The organism is Actinokineospora cianjurensis, assembly GCF_003663795.1.
Taxonomy (GTDB): Bacteria; Actinomycetota; Actinomycetes; order Mycobacteriales; family Pseudonocardiaceae; genus Actinokineospora; species Actinokineospora terrae.
In genome coordinates, this window is sequence record NZ_RCDD01000005.1 from 355,315 (window position 1) to 379,128 (window position 23,814).

Genomic DNA, 23,814 nt, shown 5'->3' on the forward strand with positions numbered 1-23,814 from the left:
CAGGCAGGCTCGATGGGGCGGACTTGTTTTGTGTGGGGGAGCAGTGCCCGTAGCGTCGTTCGCGGACAGGGCCATGCTTTTCGGCCCCTGCTTTGCGGTCCTGCCACGGGTGCTGTCGGGGCCCCGCGCAAAACGAGTTCGCCGCATCGAGCAAAGCTCGTAACTCGCGCTCTGGCCAATGCCGAAGGCGAGGTCTGTCCGTCGACGCCGCAGGCGAGACCGAGAGCCGCCAGTCCCTCAGCTCAAGATCAAACCCGCCGCAGCAGCCCCCGATACACAGCCTACCGAGATCCCCCCAAGCCTCTGAAGCCCCAACTCGCCCCCTGTGGATAGCTCGCCCCCCTGTGGATAACCCCCAGCGGCCGTTCGGGATGACCCCCAGCGACCGTTGGCCCCGCTCCAAACCCGCTGTGGCGAGCCTCTCGACTTTTTTATCGACAGACGTAGACTAACCAACACTGGGTGGCCGGTGTGTGCCTCCCGGGTATCGGAAGGAGTGCGATGACCGTCCCCACCTCCACCCGCGCGGCGGTGCTGATCGAGCACGGCAAGCCGCTGCACCTCACCGAACTTCCGCTGCCGTCAGAGGTGGAGCCGGGGGCCGCGTTGGTGCGGGTCTCGTGCGCCACCCTGTGCGGTACGGATGTGGAGATCTGGTCGGGGAAGATGAGCTTCCCCGGCATGCTGCCCATGGTCCTCGGCCACGAGATGGTCGGCGAGGTCGTCGCCGTCGGCGCGGGCACCCGGGACGCGCTCGGGCGGGAGATCGCCGTGGGGCAGCGGATCGGGTGGTCGGAGTCCACCTGCGGTGAGTGTTACGGCTGTGTCGTGCTGCGCGAGCCGGTTGCCTGCTCGAAGCGCGGCTACGGGTTCCTGCAGCGCTCCGACGTGCCCCCGTATGCCACCGCGGGCCTGTCGGAGTACGCCTACGTCGTCCCCCGCGCCGCCAAGTTGCTCCTTCCCGACGCCGTCCCCAGCACCTGGGCCGCCATGGCCGGGTGTGCGGCGAAGACCGTGCTCAGGGCGTTCAGCTACGTCGGTGGACTTACCGGCAAGCAGGTCGTCGTGCAGGGGTCCGGGGCGCTCGGGATCTTCGCGACCGCGGTCGCGCACATCTCCGGGGCGGCGAAGGTCATCACCGTCGGCGCGCCCGAGTCCCGGTTGACCCTGGCCGGTGAGTTCGGGGCCGACGCGGTCGTCGACATCTCGCTGGGGTCCGACGGCATCGTCGAGCGGGTCCGCGAGCTCACCGGCGGCCACGGCGCCGACCTGGTGCTCGACTTCGCGGGCGCCCCCACCGTCGGCCCCGAGGCGGTGGCGATGGCCGCGCAGCGCGGTCAGGTCGTCATCGTCGGCACCACCGGGCCGGTCTCCGCGCCGCTGCCGCTGGGCACCGTGATGGGCAAGGAACTCACCATCTCCGGCTCGCTCAACGGCGACATCTCCGACTACCACCGGGCGATCGAGTTCTTCGGCGCCTTCGCCGACCGGTTCCCCTGGGACCGGCTCTTCGGCACCCCGGTCGGCCTCTCGGCCGCCTCCGACCGGATCGAGGCCATGCACCGGCTCGACGAGGTCAAGGCCGTCATCGACCCCCGTCTCCCCTGACCCCGTAGGAGCACCCACCGTGTCCGTCCTCCCCCGCCGCCGCCTCGGGAACTCCGAGCTGGAGGTCTCCTCCCTCTCGATCGGCTCCTGGCACACCTACGACCGGATGGACTTCGCCGACGCCGTCGCGATGGTCCGCACCGCCGTCGCCGCCGGGATCAACCTCTTCGACGTCGGCGTCTACGGCTTCCCCGGCATGCCGCCGGTGTTCACCGACGTCATCTGGAGCGCGATGATGCGCGCCTCCGGCATCCCCCGCGAGGAGTACCTCGTCTCGGCGAAGCTGTGGCTGGAGGGCTTCGGCGACGAGGGCTTCCGCCCGCAGCTGGAGAACGCCTTCCTGCGCGGCGGCTTCGACGTCGCCGACCTGGTCATCCTCGGTGACATCCGGCGCGACGACATCGTCCTGGAAGACCTCGTCGACGACCTCGCCACCCTCAAGAAGGCCGGGCTCATCCGCGCCTGGGGCGTCAACAACTGGTCGGCGACCAACATCCGCCGCCTCCAGGAGATCGCCGCCGAGCGCGGGGTCGACGGGCCGGAGATCGCGCAGCTCAAGTACAGCATCGGCCGTCGCTCCATCCCGGACGGCGAGCCGTTCGCCGCGCTGTTCGCCGACGGCTTCAGCATGCAGGCGTCCGACGTGCTCGAAGGCGGTCTGCTCGCGGGCTCCACCACCGGCCGCGAGGTCGGCCGCGACCCCGGTGGCGTCCAGGCCAAGATCCGCGACAACGCCCCCGCCGTCGCCGAGGTCGCCGCCAAGCTGGGCACCAGCGCCGCCCGCCTCGCCGTCGCGTTCACCCTGACCCACCCGGCCAACGTCACCACCCTGTTCGGCGCGACCAAGCAGTCGCAGCTCGCCGACAACCTGGCCGCCGTCGACCTCGTCGAGCAGGTCGGCCGCGAGGAGCTGCGCGCGCTCGTCGAGCCGTTCTGGTTCGACCGCGGCGTGGTGGACCCGGAGGGCCCGTGATCACCGACCCCACGAGCGAGGACTCCGCCGTGACCAACACCCCTGTCCCGTTCGACCCGGACATCGAGGGCGCGCTCGCCCAGATCGTCATGCCGGACGCCCCGCCGTTCACCCCGGAGACCATCCCCGGGATGCGCGCGGGCATGGCCGCGATGTTCCCGCCCGCCGCCGAGGCCGTCGGTGACGCCCCGGTCGACGTCGTCGAGCGCACCATCCCCGGCCCGGACGGCGCGCCGGACCTCGAGATCACCATCATCTCCCCGCGCGGCCTGGTCGGCACCGTGCCCGGCCTCTACAACATCCACGGCGGCGGCATGATGGTCGGCCACCGCAACATGGACGTCGGCAGGCTGCTGGCGCTCGTGCTGGAGCTGGGTGTCGTCGCCGTCAACGTCGAGTACCGGCTGGCCCCCGAGCACCCGCACCCCGCGCCGGTCGAGGACTGCTACGCCGGGCTCGTGTGGATGGCCGACAACGCCGCCGAGCTGGGCGTCGACCCCGACCGGATCGTCGTCATGGGCGGCAGCGCGGGCGGCGGCCTGTCCGCGGGCGTCGCGCTGCTGGCCAGGGACCGGGGTGGCCCCGCGCTCGCCGGTCAGCTGCTGCTGTGCCCGATGATCGACGACACCAACACCACCGTCGCCAGCCACCAGTACCGCGGCATCGGCACCTGGACCCGCGAGTCCAACCTGGCGGGCTGGCGGTCACTGCTCGGCGACGCGGTCGGCACCGACGCGGTGTCCCCGTACGCCGCGCCCACCCGCGCCACCGACCTGTCCGGTCTGCCGCCCGCGTTCATCGAGGTGGGCAGCGCCGAGCCGTTCCGCGACGAGGACACCCAGTACGCGCTGCGCATCTGGGCGACAGGCGGCCAGGCCGAGCTGCACGTGTGGAGCGGCGCGTTCCACGGCTTCGACATGTACGTGCCCGAGTGGCCGGTCAGCAAGGTCGCCCTGGAGACCCGCGACTCCTGGTTCCGCCGCGTGCTGGGACTGGGCAGATGAGCGCCGAGAGCTACCAGCCGGTCCCGTACGACCCCGAGCTGGAAGCCGGTCTCGCCGCGTTCCTCGACATGGTCGAGCGGATCCCGCTGCGCGCCGACACCATCCTGGTCAACCGCGACCACTTCGCCACCATCCTCCCGCCGGTCGAGGTCATGGTCGGCGACCACCCGGTCGACCTGGAGGAACGCGTCGTGCCCGGCCCGGCGGGCGCGCCGGACATCGAGCTGACCATCGTGCGCCCCCGCGGCGGCGTCACCGGCGCGCCCGCCATCTACAGCATCCACGGCGGCGGCATGGTCCTGGGCAACCGGAGCTTCGGCATCGACGGCCTCGTCGCCGACGTGCTGGCCTTCGGCGCGGTCGGGGTGTCGGTGGAGTACCGGCTCGCCCCCGAGCACCCGGCGCCCGCCGCCGTCGAGGACTGCTACGCGGGCCTGGTGTGGCTCGCCGAGCACGCCGAGGAGCTCGGGGTCGACCCCGACCGGATCATCGTCACCGGCGCCAGCGCGGGCGGCGGCCTCTCCGCCGGGGTCTCGCTGCTGGCCCGCGACCGGGGCGGGCCGCGCATCGCCGGTCAGGTCCTGCTCTGCCCGATGCTCGACGACCGCAACACCAGCGTGTCCACCCGCCAGTACGACGGGCGCGGCGCCTGGGACCGCAACAACAACGACACCGCCTGGGACGCCATCCTCGGCGCGAAGCGGTTCACCGACGCGGCGTCCCCGTACCAGGTCCCGGCCAGGATGGCGGACCTGTCGAACCTGCCGCCCGCGTTCATCGACGTCGGCGCCGCGGAGATCTTCCGCGACGAGGCGACCGAGTACGCGCTGCGGATCTGGGCCACCGGCGGGCAGGCCGAGCTGCACGTCTGGGCGGGCGGGTACCACGGCTTCTCCGGGTTCTCCCCGGACGCCGAGGTCTCCCGCGCCGCGGTCGCGGCCAGGCTGTCCTGGCTGCGGCGGATCCTGCGGTCGCCGTGAGCCTGCGCCGCGTCGCCGTCGTGCTGGGGCTGCTGGAGATGTTCGGTCCGATCTCGATGGACCTCTACATGCCCGCGCTGCCCCAGCTCGCGGCGGAGCTCGGTACCAGCTCCAGCCTCGCCCAGGCCACCATGTCGGCGTGCATGCTCGGCCTGGCGCTCGGGCAGCTGGCGGTCGGGCCGCTCAGCGACCGGTTCGGCAGGCGCAGACCGCTGCTGATCGGCGTCGGGCTGTTCGCGGTGCTGTCGCTGGTGTGCGCGATCACCCCGTCGATCGAACTGCTGCTGGCTGCCCGGTTCTTCCAGGGGCTGTGCGGGTCGGCGGGCATCGTGATCGCGCTCGCCGTCGCCCGCGACCTCACCGAGGGCGTGGACCTGGTGCGGCTGCTGGTGATGCTGACGACGGTCGGCGCGCTGGCACCGATCGTGGCCCCGGTGGTCGGCGGGCAACTGGCGCCGATCATGGGGTGGCGGGGGATCTTCGCCGTCCTCGCCGCGATCGGGGTCGCGCTGTTCGTGCTCGCGTTGACCGCCTTGCCGGAGAGCCTGCCGCCGGAGGCACGACACGCTCCCGGCGGCGAGATGGGGTTCACCGTCCTCGTGCGGGACCGGCTGTTCCTCAGCTTCCTGGTCGTCGGCGCGTTCGGCGGAACGGCGTTCTTCACCTACCTGGCGTCGATCAGCTTCGTGCTGCAGGACAGCTACTCGCTCTCGCCGCAGCTGTTCAGCGTCTGCTTCGCGGCGAACGCGGTCATGTCGGTGATCGGCGCGCAGATCAACCGGGTGGTGGTGCGCAAGGTCGGGCCCGCGCGGATGTACGTGATCTGCACGGTCGCCACGGCGGTCGGCGCCATCGCCATGCTGGTCACTGTGCTGTTCGACGCGGGGATGGTCGCGCTGCTCGTCCCGCTGGCGCTGATGATGCTCGTCGGCGGCGGCACGCAGTCCAACGGGTCGGCGCTCGCCTTGGCCGACCACCGCGATCGGGCGGGTTCGGCGGCGGCGTTGCTGGGCACGTCCGGGTTCGCCATCGGTCCGCTGGTGGCGCCCTTGGTGTCGTTGGGCGGGACCACGCCGTTGTCGATGAGCCTGACCATCGCCGTGGCGTACGGGTGTTCGGCGGTTCTGGTGTGGTTGGTCGTGTTGCCGCGGTTGCGCCGCCAGCCGGTGGGGGTCACGGTCGCCGCGCCGGTGCCACCTGGTGTGTGAAAGCCCGGCCGACCCGGTGGTCGGCCGGGCTTGTCCTATCCCAGGGTGATGGTGGGGGACAGGGCTCGCAGGAAGTCGAGGGCGTCGAAGATCTTGCCGGGTGCGGCGACGCCGGTGGTCTTGGTCTGTCCAGTGAGGACGCGGTACACGGCCTCCACGGCTAGTGGCGCGCTGACGGCGTAGATGTCCTGTCCACTTGCGACCATGCGGCGCTCTTCCTCGCCCTTGCGCACTCTCACGTCGACCACGAAGGTCTCGGCGGTCGTCCTCTCCTGTGCTGCCGACAAGTCCAGCGCCGCGGTCGTCGCCATGTGGGTGCGCACCTCGGGGACGGCCAGGTGGCTGGGGATGGTGACGATGTCGGCCATGCTGAACTCGCCGATCACCTCGCGTGGCCCCGCCGGGAACGGCCACAGCCGGGTCGACGGGGTGTCGTCGTGGTACTCGAGCCTGCCGCCGGTGTAGCGGACACGGCGGCCGTCCCGCCGCTGCCGGGAGATCGCGCCCGCGGTCAGGGTGCCGGGGGTGGGGTGCCAACTCGTGAGGCCGTAAGCGATGTCGATCTCGTCGGCGCTCGTCCAGTCGGCCATCGCGGCGGTGGCCAGCAGGTCGCCGAGACCGCCGAAGAACGCCATCGCCGGGATGACCGTTGTGGTCGTGACCTGGGCGAACGTGTCGACGTTCGCCTCGATCTCGGCGGCGATGTCGAGGTAGGGGATGCCCGCGCGCCCTGCCGCCCTCCTGACTGGCCCAGCGGTGAGCGCGAACGGACCGGCGCAGTTGATCACCGCCGCGGCGCCGTCGAGGGCCCGGTCGAGTGCGGCGGGGTCGTCGATGGCGGCTGGGCGGGTGTCTCGGCCCAGCGCGGCCAGCTTGTCCGGGTCGCGGCCGGAGGGGATCGGGTCGTAGCCGCGCTTGTGCAGCTCCGCGACCACGAACCGGCCGGTGTGGCCGTACGCCCCGTACACCGCGACCTTCATCAGCTCTCCCTCTGGTGATCCACTGTGGACATCCTGGGGGCCGGGCGCGGCTCGGACCAGTGTCCGGAACGACACGATGCGTACACTTTCGGACATGCCCACTGTCGCGCTGGCCGCCACCGACGGCATGCTGCACTTCGAGCTGGCCCTGGCGCACGAGGTCTTCGGCGCCGCCGGGGTGGTCGACCCGTGGTACGACTTCGCGGTCTGCGGCCCTGGACCGGTGCGGCTCGGGCGGTTCCACCTGGTGCCCGACCACGGCCTCGACCAGCTGATCCACGCCGATCTTGTGATCGTCCCCGGGTGGACCGATGTCGACGTCGACCCGCCTCTCGACCTGGTCGAGGCGGTGCGCGCGGCCCATGACGCGGGTGCGCGGGTGGCGTCGCTGTGCACGGGGGCGTTCGTCCTGGCCGCCGCCGGTCTGCTGGACGGCCGCCGCGCCACGACCCACTGGGCGCACACGGCCGAACTGGCCGCCCGGTACCCGCTGGTGGCGGTCGACCCCGACGTCCTCTACGTCGACAACGGCACCGTCCTCACCTCAGCGGGCAAGGCCGCCGCGATGGACCTCTGCCTGCACCTCGTCCGCTCCGACCACGGCGCCGCCGTCGCCAACACCCTCGCCCGCCGCCTGGTCGTCCCGCCGCACCGCGCGGGCGGCCAAGCCCAGTTCGTCACCACACCGGTGCCCGCCGACGACACCCACCCGCTCATCGCGCTCCTGCCCTGGATCTCCGAACGCCTCGACCAACCCCTCACGGTGGAGGACCTGGCCCGCCGAGCCAACCTCAGCACCCGCACCCTCACCCGCCACTTCCACGCCGCCACCGGCACCACCCCGCTCCAATGGCTCCTGGCTCAACGCGTCCGACTCGCCCAACACCTTCTCGAGACCACGGACAAGACCATCGAGTCCATCGCCACCGCCACCGCCCTCGGCACCCCCACCACCCTGCGCCGCCACTTCACCCGAACCCTCGGTGTCCCACCCGACACCTACCGCCGCACCTTCCGGCCGCGCTCAACAGCCTGACCCGCGGGTGCTGCCACGTCACGCGGAAGCCTTCTTCGGCGGCTGTCCCGGCCGGTGCGGTGGTCCGCACCGGCCGGGGGAGTGTCAGCGGCTGGTGCTCAGGGAGCGGCCGCCCGCGTAGACGGCCTGGGAGCCCAGTTCTTCCTCGATCCGGATCAGCTGGTTGACTTTCACCAGGATCGAGTTCGCGATGCCGTCGTCGATGCCCTGGGTCAGCAGGGAAGCGTTGGTGCAGAAGACATCGTCGCCAACGAGCTGGGTGTGCGCGCCCAGCGCCTCGGTGACCAGCTTCCAGCCCGCGAGGTCGTCCTGCGCCATGGCGTCCTCAATGGACACGATGGGGAATCGGCGGCGAAGTCCTCCGCACCGACCGGGGCGATCATGAACTCCTGGAAGTCGAGCGCGTTTTCCGCGTGCGCGCCACCGTTGATGATGTTCATCATCGGCCTCGGCAACAGGTGCGCGTGGACGCCGCCGACGTAGCGGTACAACGGTTGCCGGTGCGCGGCCGCGGCCGCCTTGGCCACCGCGAGCGAGACCCCCAGGGTGGCGTTGGCGCCCAGCCGCGCCTTGTTCGGCGTGCCGTCCAGCTCGACCATGACCCGATCGACCTCGGACTGCGCCTGCGCGTCCAGGCCGGTGAGCGCGTCGGCGATCCTGGCAGCTCCCCGCGTCTGGCCGGCTTGTGTGCGCAGGGCTACACCGGCCGTTCCCTCGGCACCACGAAGGACGCGACCACGATCACATCCCAGAGGTCGACGGCGTTCTGCGGTACCAGTGCGGTGAACTCGTCCCAGCGGATCTTGCTATTGCTGGCTATTAGCTCGCTGAGCCTGCCCTGTGCTTCTGCGCCTATCGCCGGGGCCATCCGGTCGAGAGCGGCTTCGACGTCCAGGTCGTGCGCGGGGTAGTCGGCCTCCAGTTCGGCGATCGTCGCGTGGACCTGCTCGGTGCGGTCCGCGCTTTCCCGGATGGTGCCGAGGAGTCGCGTCAGTTCGGGGCGGTCGAGGAAGATGGCCAACTCGCGCACGACATCGGCGGGCTCGTCGGCGACGTGCACGAAGTTGAGCACCCGGTTCGGCGGCCGGAGCACCGTCCGCAGGTGGTGCCACTGGTTCAGCGCCGGATCGGTCACCCCTTTCAACGCCCCCAATCGCACCGCCGCGGGCACCCCCGGTGTCGGCCGAACATCCCGCGCCACCACCAGCATCACGTCATTGGCCGCGTACCACAGCGACGAGAACCGCAGCCGGTCGACCGGGTACACATCCCAGTCGTACCGCCACACCTCCCGCGCGGAATGCCTCGTGTACCCGAACCGCACCGCCCCCACCGGCACAAACCCGTTCCCCGCAAGGTAATCCACCGTCCGCCGCAACCGCCGCCCCACCACCGCGTCCGGCTTCACCGTCAGCAAAGCCAACCCGCTCACCGCCCCGACCACGCCCTCCCCGAACGCGTCGACGAAGTCCGCCCACCCCTCGCGGAAGTGGAGATCCCGCCCGAACACCTGCGGCTTCCCCGGCACGACGGTCAGCCAGGCCCACTCGTCCTCGCTCGGCACCCCGTCGAGCCGCTCCGCCGGATCCAACTCCCACACCATGCCCGCGATCTTCCCACACCTCGAAGATCCTCTGTGGACCTTTGGGTATCGTGGCTGCCGTGGACCACCTCGCCAAGCTCCTCGACCTCTCCAGCCCCGCCACCTGGCCCGCGCCGCCGCGCGACACCGTGCACGAGGTGCTGGGGGAGTGGGGTCCGGTCGGCGCCGAACTCGCCGACCTGCTCCTCGTCCGCAACGGCTGCTACGCCTTCGTGTCCGCCTTCCACCTCTTCGGCATCGCGGCCGAGCCGACCGACCACCCGGCCGACCTGGTCGCGTGGAACTCACCCACCCACTGGCGCTCCGAGTACGCCGACCTGGCCGACGGCTACCTCTTCTTCGCGGAGGACGTCTTCGGCTCCCAGTTCGCCCTCCCCGCCACAGGCGACGCGGTGCTCCTGTTCGACCCGGAGACCGGCACCACGACCCACTTCGCCACCACCCTGGCCGCCTGGGCCACAACCCTCTTCGACGACCCCGCCTACCACACCGGCTACCCCCTCGCCCAAGCCTGGCAAGAACACCACGGCGCCCTCCCTTCCGATACCCGCCTACTCCCCAAGATCCCTTTCTTTGTCGGCGGCAAGTACGAAGTGGACAACCTGTTCCCCAGCGACTCCGCGACAGGAATGCGCACGAGGGCGGCCGTCGCCGCCCAGATCAAAGACCTCCCCAACGGCACCACGATCACCTTCCGCACCACCTAGCACCACCCGCCACGTCACGCGGATCCCTGAGACAGCAGGCAGTTCCCCGGTTCGACGGTGGCCAAGTGTCCATCGTGGACAACAAGCGCCGGTCAGGCCGCCTCGGGATCGACGGGCATCGGCTCGGGGTCTGTGAGGCGTTCGCGCAGGTGGCGCCAGATCACGGCGGCGATGGCGGCGACCGGGACGGCCAGCAGGCTGCCCGCGATGCCCGCCAGGGTGCCGCCGAGGGTGACCGCGAGGAGGACCACCGCGGCGTGCAGGCCGAGGCTGCGGCTCTGCAGCATGGGCTGGAAGACGTTGCCCTCCAGCTGTTGCACGGCGATGATGATGCCCAGGACGATCAGGGCGTCGGTCGGGCCGTTGGACACCAGGGCGATCAGCACGGCGACGAAGCCGGCGAACAGGGCACCGACGATCGGGACGAAGGCCGCGACGAAGGTCAGCACCGCGAGCGGGAGCACCAGCGGGACGCCCATGATCCACAGGCCGATGCCGATGAACACCGCGTCGAGCAGGCCGACGAACGCCTGGGAGCGCACGAACGAGCCGAGGGTGTCCCAGCAGCGGGTGGCCACGACCGGGACGTCCAGCGCGAGGCGGCCGGGCAGCTGCCGGGCGAGCCACGGCAGGAAGCGGGGGCCGTCCTTGAGGAAGTAGAACATCAGGAACACCGCGAGCACGGCGGTCACCAGCCCGTTGGCGACCGTCCCGACGCCGGTCACGGTCGCGTTGACGATGCTCCCGACGCTGCCCTGCAACCGGGCGACGCCCGCGTCGAGCGCGCTGGTCACCTGGTCGTCGCGGATGTTGAGCGGCGGCCCGGAGGCCCACTCGCGCAGCTGCTGGATGCCGTCGACCACCCCGTCGACCAGGTCACCGGACTGCGAGGCGACCGGGACCGCGATCAGCGCCACCGTCCCGGCCGCGACCAGCAGGAACAGCGCGGTCACCGCCGAGGCCGCCAGCGCGGGGTGCCAGCCGCGCACCCGCAGGAACCGGGCGAGCGGCCAGGTGAGCGTGGTGATCAGCAGCGCGATCACCACCGGCCAGATGACCGACCACATCCAGCCGAGCAGCCACAGCACCACCCCCGACAGCAGCAGCACCAGCAGCACGTCGAGACTGGTCCGCGCCGAGGAGCGCAACGCCGCCCTCGCCTTGCCCGCGTTCACGGTGTCACCCACGCGACCACCTAAGCACCCGCCCCGCCGATCCGCAGGCAACAACTCCGCCGTGTTCGGGTGATGCTCGGCTGAACACCCGCCCATCGGCTGCGCGCGGACGGTGATCGACACGTTGCGGCGACAGTCGCCTCCGCCAGCCAGGGCAGCGTGCGCGAGCGGAAGTAGGACGCGGTGACGCCCCTGCTCTGACCGTGACCAGACCTGCCGCCCGGTGACCACCTGGTCCAGCCCGGTCGACTCCCGGCGCTGGTTGTCCACAACCCCCGAGCCATCCACAGCCCGCGCGCAGCCCCTATTGACACCCAGCCGATCCCGATATCGTCAGAAATGGGACCCCGGACCCGGGAGGGTGGGCCCCGGTCGCGGAGTTGATCTTGGTCGGCGACGGGTGCGCGGGGGTGGTGGGGGCCGGGGATGCGGAATCGTGTCCGGGGGTTCGAAGCGGGCAACCGGGGCGAACGCGACGATCGAGTAGGCCGCCGCCATCGCGGCGACGGCCGAGAGCAAGCGTTCGAAGCGGAGATCGGGGCGAACGCGACGATCGAGTAGGCCACCGGCCACTGCGGCGACGGCTGGGAACAAGCGTTCGAAGGCCACCCTCGGGCGTGAACGCGTGCGCGACGGGATGACCGGCGCTGGCGGACGGCGGGGTCTCCAGGGCCGCGCGCCAGGTCAGCAGGGGGTGCTGTCGCCGGTGGCCTGGTTGATGCGGCGGGCGATGTCGCGGAGTTGGCGGACCTGCGGCTTGGTGAGGCTGTCGAACACCACGCGGCGGACCGTGTCGACGTGGCCGGGGGCGCTGTCGACCAGGGCGGCCATGCCCTCGTCGGTGAGGGTCGCGAGGGTGTAGCGGCCGTCGGTGGGATCGGGTGCGCGGGTCAGCCAGCCGCGCTTCTCCAGGCGGGCGGCGACCTGGGACAGCCGGGGTAGTTGCCCCTCGGCGAAGCTCGCGAGCACGCTCATCCGCAGGGTCCGCTCCGGCGCGTGGGACAGCCCGGCCAGCACCTGGTACTCGAAGTGCGACAGGCCGGAGTCGCGTTGCAGCTGCCGGTCGAGCGCGGCGGGCAGCCGTACCACCAGGGTGGCCAGCGCCATCCAGGTCTCGTGCTCGTCGTCGTCGAGCCACCGGGTGTCGTCGGCCACGCGACCAGCCTAACACTTCACGGTTGAACCGAGTTGCTTGCGCCGTGAAGTCACAAGGTCTACCTTTCACTTCACGGTGCAAGCCAACCCAGGCCACTTGGAGTCGTCGTGAACGTCGTACTGTGGATCGCCGCGTCCTTGCTCGCGGCCGCCTTCCTCGCGGCGGGGCTGCTGAAGGTCGCTCAGCCCAAGGCCAAGCTGGCCGAGTCCGGTCTTGGCTGGGTCGAGGACTTCGGCGCGGGCACGGTGAAGGCCATCGGCGCGATCGAGGCCCTGGGCGCGCTCGGGCTGGTGCTGCCCGCGCTCGTCGACATCGCCCCCGTGCTGGTCCCGATCGCCGCGACCGGGCTCGCGGTGGCCATGGTGGGCGCCGTCGCCGTGCACGTCCGCAGGCGGGAGTACTCGTCGATCGGGGTGAACGTGGTGCTGCTGGCCATCGCGGTGTTCGTCGCGTGGGGGCGCTTCGGCCCGTACGCGTTCTGACGCGCGGAAGCCCTCCCACCCGGCGGGCGAGAGGGCTTCCGGGGTCATCGGGCCGCGACGGCCACCGCGGGGATCGGGAGTTCGGGCGACTCCGCGGGCGCGCACCGGGTTCCCTCGGCGGGGGCGCGCAGGGTGATCAGGTACCGGTCGGCGGCCTTGCGCACGCAGTCGGTGCGGATGTAGGAGATGTGGCCCCAGCCCTCGTAGGTCAGCAGGACGGTCTTGTCGCGGGTCTTGCGGTGCAACGACCGGGCCCAGTCGTAGCCGGTGGACGGGTCGTGCAGGTTGTTCAGCATCAGGATGGTGGGCGCGTCGTCGAGGCGGGGTCGGCGTTGCGGATTGGTGGCGTCCGGCAGGCCGACGCAGCCGTGCACGATGTCGTGGCTGAGGAACGCGCGGGACAGGTGCGGCGACAGCTCCCGCGACCGGTCCAGCAGAGCGGTGTACTCGCGCAGCGACCGGGGCCGGATCTGCCAGTCCTGGCAGAAGACCGGGAGGAAGGGGTTGGGCTCGACCTGGCTGGCGGCAAGCGCTTTCGCCGTGGTGCTGGAAAGGGCGAGCAGCCAGTGGGAGAGTTGTGTCCAACTGGGATCGTAGAGCGACCACAGGGTGTACTGGAGGATCTGGCTCGTGCTCACCTTGCGCGTGGGGTCGCCGGGTTCGGTGATCTCGCCGCGGTCGGCGCGGGCCACCAGGTCGTCGAGGAAGGCGCCGACGTCACGGCCGCGCAGGGCGCAGTTCTCGTTGGCGCCGCACCACTTCTCGAACTCGCGGAACGAGTCGGCGCCCGCGCTCGCGGTGGTCTCGATGAAGCTCTTCGCGTCGACGCTGTGGTCGAGGTTGGAGTCGTTGACCATCGCGCGCAGGTTGCGGCCGTAGCGCTCGGCGTAGAGCTGGCCGACGAGGGTGCCGTAGGAGACGCCGTAGTAGCTGATCTTCCGCTCGCCCAGTGCCCGGCGGATCGCGTCCACGTCGTCGACTACGGCGAGCGAGTCGGCGTGGTCGTAGATCGGGCCGCTGCGCGCGCGGCAGTCCGCGGCGAGTTTCCGGTTGTACCGCCCGATCGCGTCGAACCCGGCCTGCGTGGTCGGGTAGGTCGACGGCCGTGCGGCGAGCAGGTCCGACGAGCACACGATCGGGCTACTCCGCCCGACACCGCGCGGGTCGAACCCGATGATGTCGAACCGGTCCTGGATGTCCTGGCTGAACCACGACGGCGCCGCGAACGCGAACTCCACCCCGGACGGCCCCGGCCCACCCGGGTGGATCACCAGGCTCCCGACCCGCTTGTCCGGCTTCACGGCCTTCCGCCTGGCCAGCGCCAGGTCGAACCGCGCCCCGCCCGGATTCCGCCAATCCACCGGAACCCGAATCGTCCCGCACTCGACCTCGGGCAGCTCGGCACAAGGCCGCCACTGGACACCCCCACCCACCCCGGCCTGCGCCGCCGAGGCCACCGGCCCCAGCCCCACCACCAGCCCGACCACCGCGACCAGCCCGCCGACCACCCGGGACACCGATCCCACAGCCCGCCTCCTCAACCACCGCTGCCCAGCCGGGCACCGGAAGTGTTCAGCAGTCCGGATCAGCGCACAATCGTCCCAATGGCCCACTTTTCCCGATTCCCGTTGCGCAGAGCGCACCAAACAGTCCGGAAAGGATGGTCAGACTCCGCTGCGGTGCAACAAAAGCCTCACTCATCAAGAGGTTCCCTGATTGCTCCTCCTGTGCCGCCCGGCTGACTCCGGACGCGTCGAGCCCGCCATTGCCCGCACTCGATGCCCGACGTCCCACCCAATGCCTATCGCGCCACTCGATGCTCATGCCACCACCCGCCACCGCGTCGAGCGGGATCGTGACGGCCGAGGTGGGCAGGCGGGGATAGGTCCGAAAAGGACTAGCGGGTGGCCTCGTCCGTGGTGACCGGGTTGCCGGCGACCTGCCATTCGAGGATGCCGTCGGCCAGGCGGACGGCTCGGCGGCCGGTGGCGGTGAGGAGGCGGACGGCGTCGTGGGAGAAGGTGCAGTAGATGCCTCGGCAGTAGGCGACCACCTCGAGCTCCGAGGGGAGTTCGTCGAGGCGGGAGCGGAGTTCGTCGAGGGGGATGGAGAGCGCGCCGGGGATGTGGCCCGCGGTGAACTCCATCGCCGGGCGGACGTCCACCACGATGGCCTCGCCCGCGCCGACGCGGCGCAGCAGTTCGGTGCGGTCGATGGCCTCGGTGTCGTCCGGGCCGAGGTAGCGGCGCGCGGCGATGTCCACATCGGCCAGTTGGGCGGCGGCCACCTCCAGCAGTCGGCTGTAGAGCGCGGCCACCCCGCCGCTGGCGATGCGGTAGCGGATCGTGGTGCCGTCGCGGTTGCCGGTGACCAGGCCCGCGTGCTTGAGGGTCTGCAGGTGCGCCGAGGTCGTGGTGACGGTCAGGCCCGCCTCGTTCGCCAGTTCGACCACCCCGCGCGCGCCCTGGGCGAGCAGGTCGATGAGCTCCAGCCGCTTCCCGTTGCCCAGCGCCTTGCCGACGCGCGCCAGCTCCTCGAACAGGTCCGGCCTCGATTGGTTGTCCCGCAAGGCTTCACTCCAGTTCCCGTGTTCCTTGGAATACTGTAGTCTCCGGCGGGGAGGACGGCCAAGCACGAGGGGAAATCATGGGATCGGGTGACCGCGAGGTCCACGGTGTGGTAGAGCGGGACGTCCTCGTGCTCGGCGGCGGTGCCGCGGGGCTCAGCGGGGCGTTGCTGCTGGCCAGGGCCGGGCTGGCGGTGTCGGTGGTCGACGCGGGTGCGCCGCGCAACGCCCCCGCCGCGCACATGCACGGCTTCCTCACCAGGGACGGCATGCCGCCCGCCGAGCTGGTCGACCGCGGCCGCGCCGAGGTGACCGCCTACGGCGGCGAGCTGGTCGACGCGGCGATCGAGGACGTGCGGCCCGGCTTCGTGGTCCGCCGCTCGGACGGCGTCGAGATGCGCGCGCCACGACTGCTGGTCACCACCGGCATGCACGACGAACTGCCGGAGGTCGCCGGTGTCGCCCAGCGGTGGGGCCGCGACGTCCTGCAGTGCCCGTACTGCCACGGCCACGAGGTGCGCGACCGACCGCTCGGCGTGCTGGCGACCGGCCCCGGCTCGACGCACCAGGCGCTGATGCTCCGCCAGTGGTCCGACGACGTCGTCCTCTTCGAGCATACCCACGCACTGTCCGACGACGAGCGGGAACAGTTGGCGGCCATGGGGATCCGCACGATGCCGGGCGCGGTGAGCGCGTTGGTCGTGGCCGATGGCGTGCTGCGCGGCGTCGAGACCGAGGGCGGTAGCACGCCCCGGTCGGCGGTGTTCGTCGCGCCGAGGTTCGTGCCCAACACGCGGGTGCTGGACGCGCTCGGTTGCGACACCGACCCCAACGGCTTCCTGGTTGTCGACGGATCCGGTGCCACGAGCGTGCCGGGGATCTGGGCCGCGGGCAACGTCGTCAACCCCCGCGCCCAGGTCATCACCGCCGCGGGAATGGGCACGGCCGCCGCGATGGCCATTCACCAGAGCATCGTGCTCGACCGGACCGGGTCCGCCGTCGCGGCCCACCGGAACCGGGCGCGCGCGAACGGGTTCACCGCCGAACTGGAACGCGAGGTCGCCGAGATCGTCCTCGGCGACCGCCGCCACGGATTCTGATCGCACGGCGCAACAGCCGAATAGAGCGCGCACTGCCGAATCAATGTTGAACCGACCATCCTGGGGGTTGTTCAATTGGGGCACGGTGGCGAGAACTCTCAGCTGGTGGATTCCGGCGCGGACCGGGCCTTACCGGAGGACTGGTGGGAGCAGAGCCCGCCGGTGACCGTGCCGATCAGCGTGCTGCGGCCGTCGGACTCGCCGCGGCTGGCCGGTGAGGACAGCGACCACGTGCGGCTGCTCGCCGAGTCGGCCGACGTCCTGCCGCCGGTGCTGGTGCACCGGGCGACCATGCGGGTCATCGACGGCATGCACCGGCTGCGCGCCGCGGTGATCTGCGGCGAGGACACCGTCCGGGTGCGCTACTTCGACGGGGACGAGGCGGAGGCGTTCGTGCTCGGCGTGCGGGCCAACGTCGCGCACGGGCTGCCGCTCTCGCTCGCCGACCGCAGGGTCGCGGCCATGCGGATCATCGCATCGCACCCGAGGTGGTCGGACCGGGCCATCGCCTCGGCGACCGGCCTGGCCGCCAGGACGGTCGCGGTGATCCGCCGGTGCGCGACTGCTGATGCCCCGCAGTCGCGCACCCGGATCGGCCGCGACGGCCGGGTCCGACCGCTGAGCAGCGCCGACGGCCGCCGGATGGCCTGCCTGATGCTGCGCGAGGACCCGTCGACGTCCCTGCGCCAGGTCGCCACCGCGGCGGGCATCTCGCTGAGCACCGTCCGCGACGTCCGCGACCGGCTGGCCAGGGGCGAGGACCCGGTCCCGCCCAAGCAGCGGCAGCGCGAGGAGTACCCGCCGAGCACCGCCCTGGTCGTCGACACCCTGCGCGACCCGCCGCCCGACCTGCTCTCGCGCCTGCGCCAGGACCCGTCGCTGCGCTTCAGCGAGATGGGCCGCGCGTTGATCCGCCTGCTCAGCATCCACGCCCTCACCGACCAGGACCGCAAGGGCTTGCTCGACGCCGTCCCCGAGCACTGCCGCGGCGTCGTCGCCGAACTCGCCCACGCCTGCGCCGAGACCTGGCAAGAACTCGCCGTCTGGTTCGACCAGGGCACCCCCAGCCGCCGCACCGACCAACTGGTGCCGTGACCCCCGGCCCGGCTTGGACACCGTGGCGACGCCCGAGGCGGCCGCCGACGCTCGCACTGGATGCCAGGTCAGGACTGGCCGATGGGGTGGCGCCGGGCATGATCCGGGTGTCTGCCTTGGCAGGCGGCGACGCGATCACCTTGGACACGAGCGGCACGGTGCGGCAGGCGTGGGGGTCGGCTTCCAGGACGTAGCACGTCGTCCTACCGCGGCACCGGGGTTCGGTGCCGCGGCAGGGAGGTCACGCCTGCTGGGACAGGAGCTCGCCGATGATCTTGGCGACGTCGGCGGGGGTGGGCATGGTCGGGTGGTGGGAGATGCTCTTCGTGGCCACGTCGTAGGCGTCGTGCCACACCGGGTCGGGGATGTGGTGGCCGTCGGCGCGCAGTTGGGTGATGTTGCGGCGGACGGCGGGCTTCTCCCACATGGCGGCGCCCATGGAGGGGAAGAAGACGGTGGGGTAGCGGGCCGAGAGGATGACCGTGGCCAGCCGGTTGGGGGCGGCGCCGGTCGCGGCGGCGGCGAGGATGTGGGCGGTGGCGGGCAGGACGACGCACAGGTCGTGCTCGGCGGCCAGCCGGGAGGGCTTGTCGGTGGGCCAGTCGGCTGGGGACTCGCCGCTGATCACCCGGTCGGCGTGGATGGCCACGGTGGCGGCGGGCAGGAACGCGGTGGCGGAGTGCGTCATCAGCACCGTGCACGTGCCGCCGAGGTGGGCGCGCAGGGCCGCGAGGTAGGTGGGCAGCGTCGTCACCGCGATCGATCCGGTGGCGCCGACGAGGATCCTGGGACCGTTCTGGCGCGGGGCAGTGTCGCTCATGGCCGCATCGTGCAGGCAATCCCGAATGCGTTCAACGCCGCCGAATCCGCCGCTCACTCGATTGGCCCAGGTCGGCCATCGCCATTTTCCCGGACCAGCGGAAAGCGCCAGTCGAATGGCCCGACCGCCATTGTCGAACCCGCCGAACAGCCGAATTCCGGCGCGCGCAAGCGCACGTTCGCCGAGTCGGGAGCCGCGGACCGGAAATCGGCGGAATAGGTGATCGCTTGACAGCCGTCGTGAGCCGCTGGTCTTATGCGAAGCAGTCGATGACGGCCCGCTCCGGGCTGCCGATCGGACCGGTCCAGCCGCGGTCCGATCGCGCGATTCCCGTTCTCCCACCACCGTTCGCGCGCCGTACCGGGGCGCGCGGCGCGGGTGTGCCGCGCGAAGGAGAGGTGCGACCACAGTGGATGATCACGTGACCGACCTGGCGGAGGTCCCGGGCAGCCCGGCGGCGGCCCCCCGCTCCGACCTGCCCCGCGCCGAGCCGCGACCGGACCGGCGGCACCGGCCGTTCCCACTCACCGACATCCAGTACGCCTACCTGATCGGCCGCAACCGGGGCCTGGAACTCGGCGGGGTGTCGAGCCACTTCTGCTACGAGTTCGACAGCCCGGGACTGGACCTGGCCCGGCTCACCGAGGCGCTCAACGAGGTCATCGCCCACCACGACATGCTCCGCGCGGTGGTCGACCCCGGCGGCGAACAGCGTGTCCTGGAACAGGTTCCGCGCTACACCATCCACTGCACCGACCTGCGCGCCGAACCGCCCGCCGCCCGGTCCGCCGCCGTCGCCGCGATCCGCGCCGAACTGGCGGACCAGGTGCTGCCGGTCGACCGGTGGCCGTTGTTCGACATCCGCGCCACCCGGCTCACCGAACGCGAGTTCCGGTTGCACGTGAGCATGGACCTGCTGTTCGTCGACGCCCGTGGGTTCTTCCTGATGTTGCGCCAGTGGCGCGACCGCTACGACAACCCCGCCGCCGAACCGCGGTCGATCGACCTCACCTTCCGCGATTACGTTCTCGCCGAACAAGAACTGGCCGCCACGACGGCCGGGCGCTGGGCCGAGAAGTACTGGCTCTCGCGCCTCGACGAGATCCCCGCCGCCCCCGAACTCCCGTTGGCGACCGCGCCGGAACGCATTGGCAGGCCCAGCTTCGGCCGCCGCGCCACGGTGATCACGCGACCGCGGTGGGCCGCCGTGACCGCGGCCGCAGAGAGCCACGGCATCACCCCGTCCGCGCTGCTGCTCGCCGCCTACTGCGAGGTGCTGCGGACCTGGTCGAAACGCCAGGAGTTCACCGTCGCGCTCAGCCGACTCGACCGGCACCCGCTGCACCCGGACGTCGACGACCTGCTCGGCGACTTCCTCTCGCCCAGCCTGTTCACCGTGCGGGCGGGGGAGGGCACGACCTTCCACGAGCGCGCAGTCGCCGTGCAGCGCAGGTTGCGCGACGACCAGGCCAACGCGGCCTTCGGCGGTATCCGGGTGCTGCGCGAGCTGACCCGCAGGCAGGGCGACGGCCGGGCCGCGTCGATGCCGGTCGTGTTCTCCGACATGCTCGGCTGCGGCGCGGAAGCGTTGCGCGGCTTCGGCGAGGTCGTGCACAGCGCCAGCCAGACGCCGCAGATCTGGCTGGAGAACCAGGTCGTCGACCAGGACGGCGGTGTGGCCGTCACCTGGAACTCGGTCACCGGCCTGTTCGCGCCCGGGGTCCTCGACGCGATGTTCCACGCGTACCGCACATTCCTCGACCGCCTGGTCGACGACCCCGCGGCCTGGGACAGCACCGCGGCTGTGGTCCCGCTGCCCGTCGCGCAGGCAGACGAACGCGCCCGTGCCAACGCGACCGACACCGACATCCCCCCGGTCCTGCTGCACGAACTGGTCGCCACCGCCGCGCGCCGCACCCCCGACGCCGTCGCGGTGATCGCCGATGGCGCCGAGGTCACCTACCGGCAGCTCACCGAACCCGCGCACCGGCTGGCCCGCAGGCTGCGCGAATGCTGTGGTGCTGAACCAAACACGGTCATCGCGGTGTCGATGCGGCCGGGACCCGACCTCGTGTCCGCGCTGCTCGGGGTGCTGCACTCCGGCGCGGCGTACGTGTCGATCGACCCGGAACTGCCCGAACAGCGGCGGTTGGCGCTGCTGGAACGCTGCCGGGTGCTCGCGGTCGTCACCGAACCCGACCTGCGCGACCGGTTGGCCTGGCCAGAAGGGGTCGAACTCATCACGCTCGGCGACGAGGCCACCCTCCGGCACAGCGCGGATCTCGTTGACAGCAGGCAGGACCACGACGACCTGGCGTACGTGATCTTCACCTCCGGCTCCACCGGCGAGCCCAAGGGCGTGATGATCTCCCACCGCAGCGCGGGGAACACTGTCCAGGACATCAACCTGCGCTTCGGCGTCGGCCGCGACGACCGGGTGCTCGCCCTGGCGCCCACGGGTTTCGACCTGTCGGTGTACGACATCTTCGGCGTCCTCGGTGCGGGCGGCGCCGTCGTGGTCCCCGCGCCGGAGCGGGCCAGCGACCTGACGCACTGGTCGGAGCTGATCGACCGGCACGGGGTGACCATCTGGAACAGCGTGCCCGCGCCGATGCGGATCTGGGTCGAGTCCCTCGGCGACACCACCCCCGCCACCCGGCTGCGGCTGGCCCTGCTCAGCGGCGACTGGATCCCCACGACGCTGCCGGAGCAGGTCCACCGGCACTTCCCGGAGTTGAACCTGGTCAGCCTCGGCGGCGCCACCGAGGGGTCCATCTGGTCGGTGTTCAACCCGATCGGCGTGGTGCCACCGGAATGGCCGAGCATCCCGTACGGCAAGCCGCTGGCCAACCAGACGCTGCACGTGCTGGACAAGCGCTTCGAGCCGTGCCCGACGTGGGTCGCAGGCGAGATCCACATCGGCGGGGTCGGCGTCGCGGACGGCTACTGGGCCGACCCGGTGCGCACCGCCGAGCGATTCGTCATCCACCCCGGCACCGGCGAACGGCTCTACCGCACCGGCGACCTCGGCCGCTACCTGCCCGGCGGCGACATCGAGATCCTCGGCCGCGACGACTTCCAGGTCAAGATCAACGGCTACCGGGTCGAACTCGGCGAGATCGAGGCCGCGCTGAGCAGGCACCCCGGCGTCCGCCAGGCCCTGGTGGCCGCCCCGACGCACCCGCACAGCAAACAGCGCCAACTCGCCGCGTACCTCGTGGTCGACGGCTCCGAGAGCACCGACCCCGCCGTGCTGCGCGCCGCGCTCGCCGAGCAACTGCCCAGCTACATGGTCCCCAACCACTTCGTGACCATCGCCGCGCTCCCGCTCACCCCCAACGGCAAGATCGACCACAAGGCCCTCCCCGCGCCGTGGCAGGACAGCCCGTCGCCGGAGCAGCGCGTGCAACCCCGCTCCGACGTGGAACGCGACCTGCTGGAGATCTGGTCCCGCCAACTGGGCCACACCGACTTCGGCGCCGAGGACGGCTTCTTCGACGTCGGCGGCGACTCCCTGCACGCGGTCGGCATCATCGGCCACCTCCGCACCGCCTTCAACATCAGCTCCGCCGCCGAGCAGGAGGTCATCGAGGCCCTGTTCACCAACGCCACCATCACCGACTTCGCCGCCGTCATCGGCTCCCTGCGCGACACCGCCTCATGACCACCGACCGGGAGTGTCGTCAGGGAGTTCGGAGTATCGGAGCGGGTTTGGGCTTGCCCGGGGGGTGGGGTTCATGAGTGCCGAGTGGGAGCACGTGATCGTCGGTGCCGGGTCGGCTGGGGCGGTGGTGGCGGCGCGGTTGGCGGTGCGGGGGCATCGGGTGTTGTTGGTGGAGGCCGGGGTCGACCAGCCGGTGGATCGGGAGGTGGTCAACCCGTTGCGGGACGGGACGAGGTTGATCCTGGAGGGGTTCAACTGGGACTACCAGGCCAACCTGCGCGGGCGGGTCCGGGAGCATGCGACGGTCGGGGCAGGTGTGGCGCGGTCGCGGGCGTTGTGGGGGCGGTTCCCCTATCGGCTGGGGAAGGTGGTCGGGGGGTCGTCGGCGGTGAACGGCGCGGTCGCGATGCGGGCGTTGCCGGGGGACTTCGCGGACTGGGTGGCGATGGGGAACCCGGAGTGGTCGTGGGACCGGGTGCTGCCGTTCTACAAGATGGTCGAGCGCGACACCGACTTCCCCGGTGGTGACCACGGCGTCCGCGGCCCGATCCCGATCCGCAGACCCCGGCGCGACCAGTTGCACGAATTGGACCTCGCGTTCTGGGACGAGTGCCGCCGGATGGGCGTGCCTGATCTGGCAGACCTCAACGCGGGCGTGGACGTCGGGGTCGGCGCGGTGCCCGCCAACACGGTCGGCACCGAGCGGGTCGACACCGCGAGCGGCTACCTCGCGCCGGTGCGGGACCTGCCGAACCTGGAGATCAGGACCGGCTGCCGGGTGACCAGGCTGCTGCTCGACGGGCAGCGGGTGACCGGCGTGGAACTGGTGCAGGACAACAGGACCGTGCGGGTCACGGCCAGGAACGTGGTGCTCAGCGCCGGTGCCATCGGCTCACCGGCGATCCTGCTGCGCTCCGGCATCGGACCGGCCGACACCTGCGCCGACCTCGGCGTCACCCCGGTGGTCGACCTGCCCGGCGTCGGCGAGAACCTGGTCGACCACCCGTCGGTCGTCATCTGGGCCAAGCCGCGCGACGGCCTGTGCACGCCCGGGATCCCGTGGCGGCAGGTCGCGGCCAGGGTGTCCAGCGACGGCCGGGCGGCCGACCTGCAGGTGTGGCTGCTCAACAACGTGCAGACCTCGACCATCCCCGGGTTCGTCAACCGGCTCGGGTGGCCGATGGTGGTCGGCATCTCGGTGATGCTGCTGCGACCCGCCTCCCGCGGCCGGGTCCTGCTGCCCGACGCCGACCCCGGCACCTCGCCGGTCATCGAGCTGGGCTTCGGCTCGGTCGACGACGACGTCGACCGCCTCGCCCACGGGGTCCGCACGGCGTGGCGGATCCTGCGGTCGGAGCGGTTCGCCGAGCGGCTGACCGAGGTGCAGCTGTGGAACGACGCCATGGTCGCCGACGACACCGTGCTGCGCAGCGCGGTCCGCAACGTCATGAGCCCCGGGTGGCACGCGATCGGCTCGGCCAGGATGGGACCGGCGAGCGACCCGATGTCCGTTGTGGACCAGCGGTGCCGGGTGCACGGGGTCCGCGACCTGCGGGTCGTCGACGCCTCGGTGTTCCCCACCATGCCCAGCGCCCCGACGAACCTGACCACCATCATGCTGGCGGAGAAGATCGCCAGCGGACTGGGGGAGTGACCC

At 71.5% G+C, this 23,814-nt stretch carries 19 protein-coding genes and 1 pseudogene; 12 read left to right on the forward strand and 8 right to left on the reverse strand.

The genetic code is table 11. The annotated features are described in order from the left end of the window. The first annotated feature begins 501 nt into the window (after positions 1-501). From CLV68_RS26885 to CLV68_RS26905, 5 genes are all read left to right on the forward strand, one after another. Positions 502-1,608, forward strand: coding sequence for a zinc-binding dehydrogenase (locus CLV68_RS26885; RefSeq protein WP_121393674.1), 1,107 nt, complete (start codon positions 502-504; stop codon positions 1,606-1,608). Positions 1,609-1,627: 19 nt separating this feature from the next. Then, positions 1,628-2,581, forward strand: coding sequence for an aldo/keto reductase (locus CLV68_RS26890; protein ID WP_121393675.1), 954 nt, complete (start codon positions 1,628-1,630; stop codon positions 2,579-2,581). An 89-nt stretch (positions 2,582-2,670) separates the two neighbouring features. Further along, positions 2,671-3,585: an alpha/beta hydrolase gene (locus CLV68_RS26895; protein WP_425454883.1), complete on the forward strand. Its 915-nt coding sequence runs from the start codon at positions 2,671-2,673 to the stop codon at positions 3,583-3,585. Continuing rightward, a complete protein-coding gene (locus CLV68_RS26900) occupies positions 3,582-4,565 on the forward strand; it encodes an alpha/beta hydrolase (protein WP_121393676.1) in 984 nt (327 codons plus the stop codon). The genes CLV68_RS26895 and CLV68_RS26900 overlap by 4 nt, the downstream gene beginning before the upstream one ends. Next, positions 4,562-5,773 (forward strand): multidrug effflux MFS transporter, encoded by a 1,212-nt coding sequence (locus tag CLV68_RS26905; RefSeq protein ID WP_121393677.1) that lies wholly within the window; start codon positions 4,562-4,564, stop codon positions 5,771-5,773. The genes CLV68_RS26900 and CLV68_RS26905 overlap by 4 nt, the downstream gene beginning before the upstream one ends. Before the next feature lie 35 nt (positions 5,774-5,808). Here the strand turns inward: CLV68_RS26905 and CLV68_RS26910 are convergent, their stop codons facing one another. Further along, positions 5,809-6,756: an NAD(P)H-binding protein gene (locus CLV68_RS26910; RefSeq protein ID WP_170224611.1), complete on the reverse strand. Its 948-nt coding sequence runs from the start codon at positions 6,754-6,756 to the stop codon at positions 5,809-5,811. A 91-nt stretch (positions 6,757-6,847) separates the two neighbouring features. On the opposite strand from CLV68_RS26910, the gene CLV68_RS26915 reads away from it, so the two are divergent. Beyond that, the gene (locus tag CLV68_RS26915; protein WP_121393679.1) at positions 6,848-7,789 is read left to right on the forward strand and encodes a helix-turn-helix domain-containing protein; all 942 of its coding nucleotides are present in this window, start codon (positions 6,848-6,850) and stop codon (positions 7,787-7,789) included. 135 nt (positions 7,790-7,924) lie between these two features. Here the strand turns inward: CLV68_RS26915 and CLV68_RS26920 are convergent. Then, a pseudogene (locus CLV68_RS26920) lies at positions 7,925-8,493 on the reverse strand (phosphopyruvate hydratase family protein); the annotation flags it as partial. Next, positions 8,487-9,392: a nucleoside-diphosphate kinase gene (locus tag CLV68_RS26925; protein ID WP_121393680.1), complete on the reverse strand. Its 906-nt coding sequence runs from the start codon at positions 9,390-9,392 to the stop codon at positions 8,487-8,489. The pseudogene CLV68_RS26920 and the gene CLV68_RS26925, both read right to left, overlap by 7 nt. 59 nt (positions 9,393-9,451) lie before the next feature. On the opposite strand from CLV68_RS26925, the gene CLV68_RS34255 reads away from it, so the two are divergent. Further along, positions 9,452-10,099, forward strand: a complete 648-nt coding sequence (locus CLV68_RS34255) for an SMI1/KNR4 family protein (protein WP_170224604.1) — start codon at positions 9,452-9,454, stop codon at positions 10,097-10,099. A 92-nt stretch (positions 10,100-10,191) separates the two neighbouring features. Here the strand turns inward: CLV68_RS34255 and CLV68_RS26935 are convergent, their stop codons facing one another. Both CLV68_RS26935 and CLV68_RS26940 read right to left on the reverse strand, forming a co-directional pair. Then, on the reverse strand, positions 10,192-11,286 hold the full coding sequence (locus tag CLV68_RS26935; RefSeq protein WP_121393682.1) for an AI-2E family transporter: 1,095 nt from the start codon (positions 11,284-11,286) through the stop codon (positions 10,192-10,194). A 672-nt stretch (positions 11,287-11,958) separates the two neighbouring features. After that, positions 11,959-12,429, reverse strand: coding sequence for a MarR family winged helix-turn-helix transcriptional regulator (locus CLV68_RS26940; RefSeq protein WP_170224605.1), 471 nt, complete (start codon positions 12,427-12,429; stop codon positions 11,959-11,961). Between the two features lie 108 nt (positions 12,430-12,537). Between CLV68_RS26940 and CLV68_RS26945 the strand changes: the two genes are divergently transcribed. Continuing rightward, a complete protein-coding gene (locus CLV68_RS26945) occupies positions 12,538-12,912 on the forward strand; it encodes a DoxX family protein (protein ID WP_121393683.1) in 375 nt (124 codons plus the stop codon). A 44-nt stretch (positions 12,913-12,956) separates the two neighbouring features. On the opposite strand, the gene CLV68_RS26950 is transcribed toward CLV68_RS26945, so the two are convergent. Both CLV68_RS26950 and CLV68_RS26955 read right to left on the reverse strand, forming a co-directional pair. Beyond that, on the reverse strand, positions 12,957-14,438 hold the full coding sequence (locus CLV68_RS26950; RefSeq protein WP_121393684.1) for an alpha/beta hydrolase: 1,482 nt from the start codon (positions 14,436-14,438) through the stop codon (positions 12,957-12,959). A 371-nt stretch (positions 14,439-14,809) separates the two neighbouring features. Beyond that, the gene (locus tag CLV68_RS26955; protein WP_121393685.1) at positions 14,810-15,481 is read right to left on the reverse strand and encodes an ArsR/SmtB family transcription factor; all 672 of its coding nucleotides are present in this window, start codon (positions 15,479-15,481) and stop codon (positions 14,810-14,812) included. Between the two features lie 77 nt (positions 15,482-15,558). Here CLV68_RS26955 and CLV68_RS26960 point away from each other — a divergent pair, with 77 nt between their 5' ends. Both CLV68_RS26960 and CLV68_RS26965 read left to right on the forward strand, forming a co-directional pair. Next, complete coding sequence (locus CLV68_RS26960) at positions 15,559-16,578, forward strand: NAD(P)/FAD-dependent oxidoreductase (protein ID WP_121393686.1); 1,020 nt, start codon at positions 15,559-15,561, stop codon at positions 16,576-16,578. 105 nt (positions 16,579-16,683) lie between these two features. Next, complete coding sequence (locus tag CLV68_RS26965) at positions 16,684-17,673, forward strand: ParB/RepB/Spo0J family partition protein (RefSeq protein WP_211346778.1); 990 nt, start codon at positions 16,684-16,686, stop codon at positions 17,671-17,673. A gap of 241 nt (positions 17,674-17,914) precedes the next feature. On the opposite strand, the gene CLV68_RS26970 is transcribed toward CLV68_RS26965, so the two are convergent. Then, positions 17,915-18,493, reverse strand: a complete 579-nt coding sequence (locus CLV68_RS26970) for a flavoprotein (RefSeq protein WP_121393687.1) — start codon at positions 18,491-18,493, stop codon at positions 17,915-17,917. A 421-nt stretch (positions 18,494-18,914) separates the two neighbouring features. Here CLV68_RS26970 and CLV68_RS26975 point away from each other — a divergent pair, with 421 nt between their 5' ends. Further along, positions 18,915-22,157, forward strand: coding sequence for a non-ribosomal peptide synthetase (locus CLV68_RS26975; RefSeq protein ID WP_246010132.1), 3,243 nt, complete (start codon positions 18,915-18,917; stop codon positions 22,155-22,157). A gap of 73 nt (positions 22,158-22,230) precedes the next feature. Beyond that, positions 22,231-23,811, forward strand: coding sequence for a GMC family oxidoreductase (locus tag CLV68_RS26980; RefSeq protein WP_121393689.1), 1,581 nt, complete (start codon positions 22,231-22,233; stop codon positions 23,809-23,811). The last annotated feature ends 3 nt before the right edge of the window (positions 23,812-23,814 follow it).

What these genes read in the sequence shown, in the direction of transcription:
- CLV68_RS26885 (WP_121393674.1), top strand. Translation starts at nt 502, where the DNA reads ATGACCGTCCCCACCTCCACCCGCGCGGCGGTGCTGATCGAGCACGGC.
- CLV68_RS26895 (WP_425454883.1), top strand. Translation starts at nt 2,671, where the DNA reads ATGCCGGACGCCCCGCCGTTCACCCCGGAGACCATCCCCGGGATGCGC.
- CLV68_RS26900 (WP_121393676.1), top strand. Translation starts at nt 3,582, where the DNA reads ATGAGCGCCGAGAGCTACCAGCCGGTCCCGTACGACCCCGAGCTGGAA.
- CLV68_RS26915 (WP_121393679.1), top strand. Translation starts at nt 6,848, where the DNA reads ATGCCCACTGTCGCGCTGGCCGCCACCGACGGCATGCTGCACTTCGAG.
- CLV68_RS26925 (WP_121393680.1), bottom strand. Translation starts at nt 9,392, where the DNA reads ATGGTGTGGGAGTTGGATCCGGCGGAGCGGCTCGACGGGGTGCCGAGC.
- CLV68_RS26960 (WP_121393686.1), top strand. Translation starts at nt 15,559, where the DNA reads ATGGGATCGGGTGACCGCGAGGTCCACGGTGTGGTAGAGCGGGACGTC.
- CLV68_RS26970 (WP_121393687.1), bottom strand. Translation starts at nt 18,493, where the DNA reads ATGAGCGACACTGCCCCGCGCCAGAACGGTCCCAGGATCCTCGTCGGC.
- CLV68_RS26980 (WP_121393689.1), top strand. Translation starts at nt 22,231, where the DNA reads ATGAGTGCCGAGTGGGAGCACGTGATCGTCGGTGCCGGGTCGGCTGGG.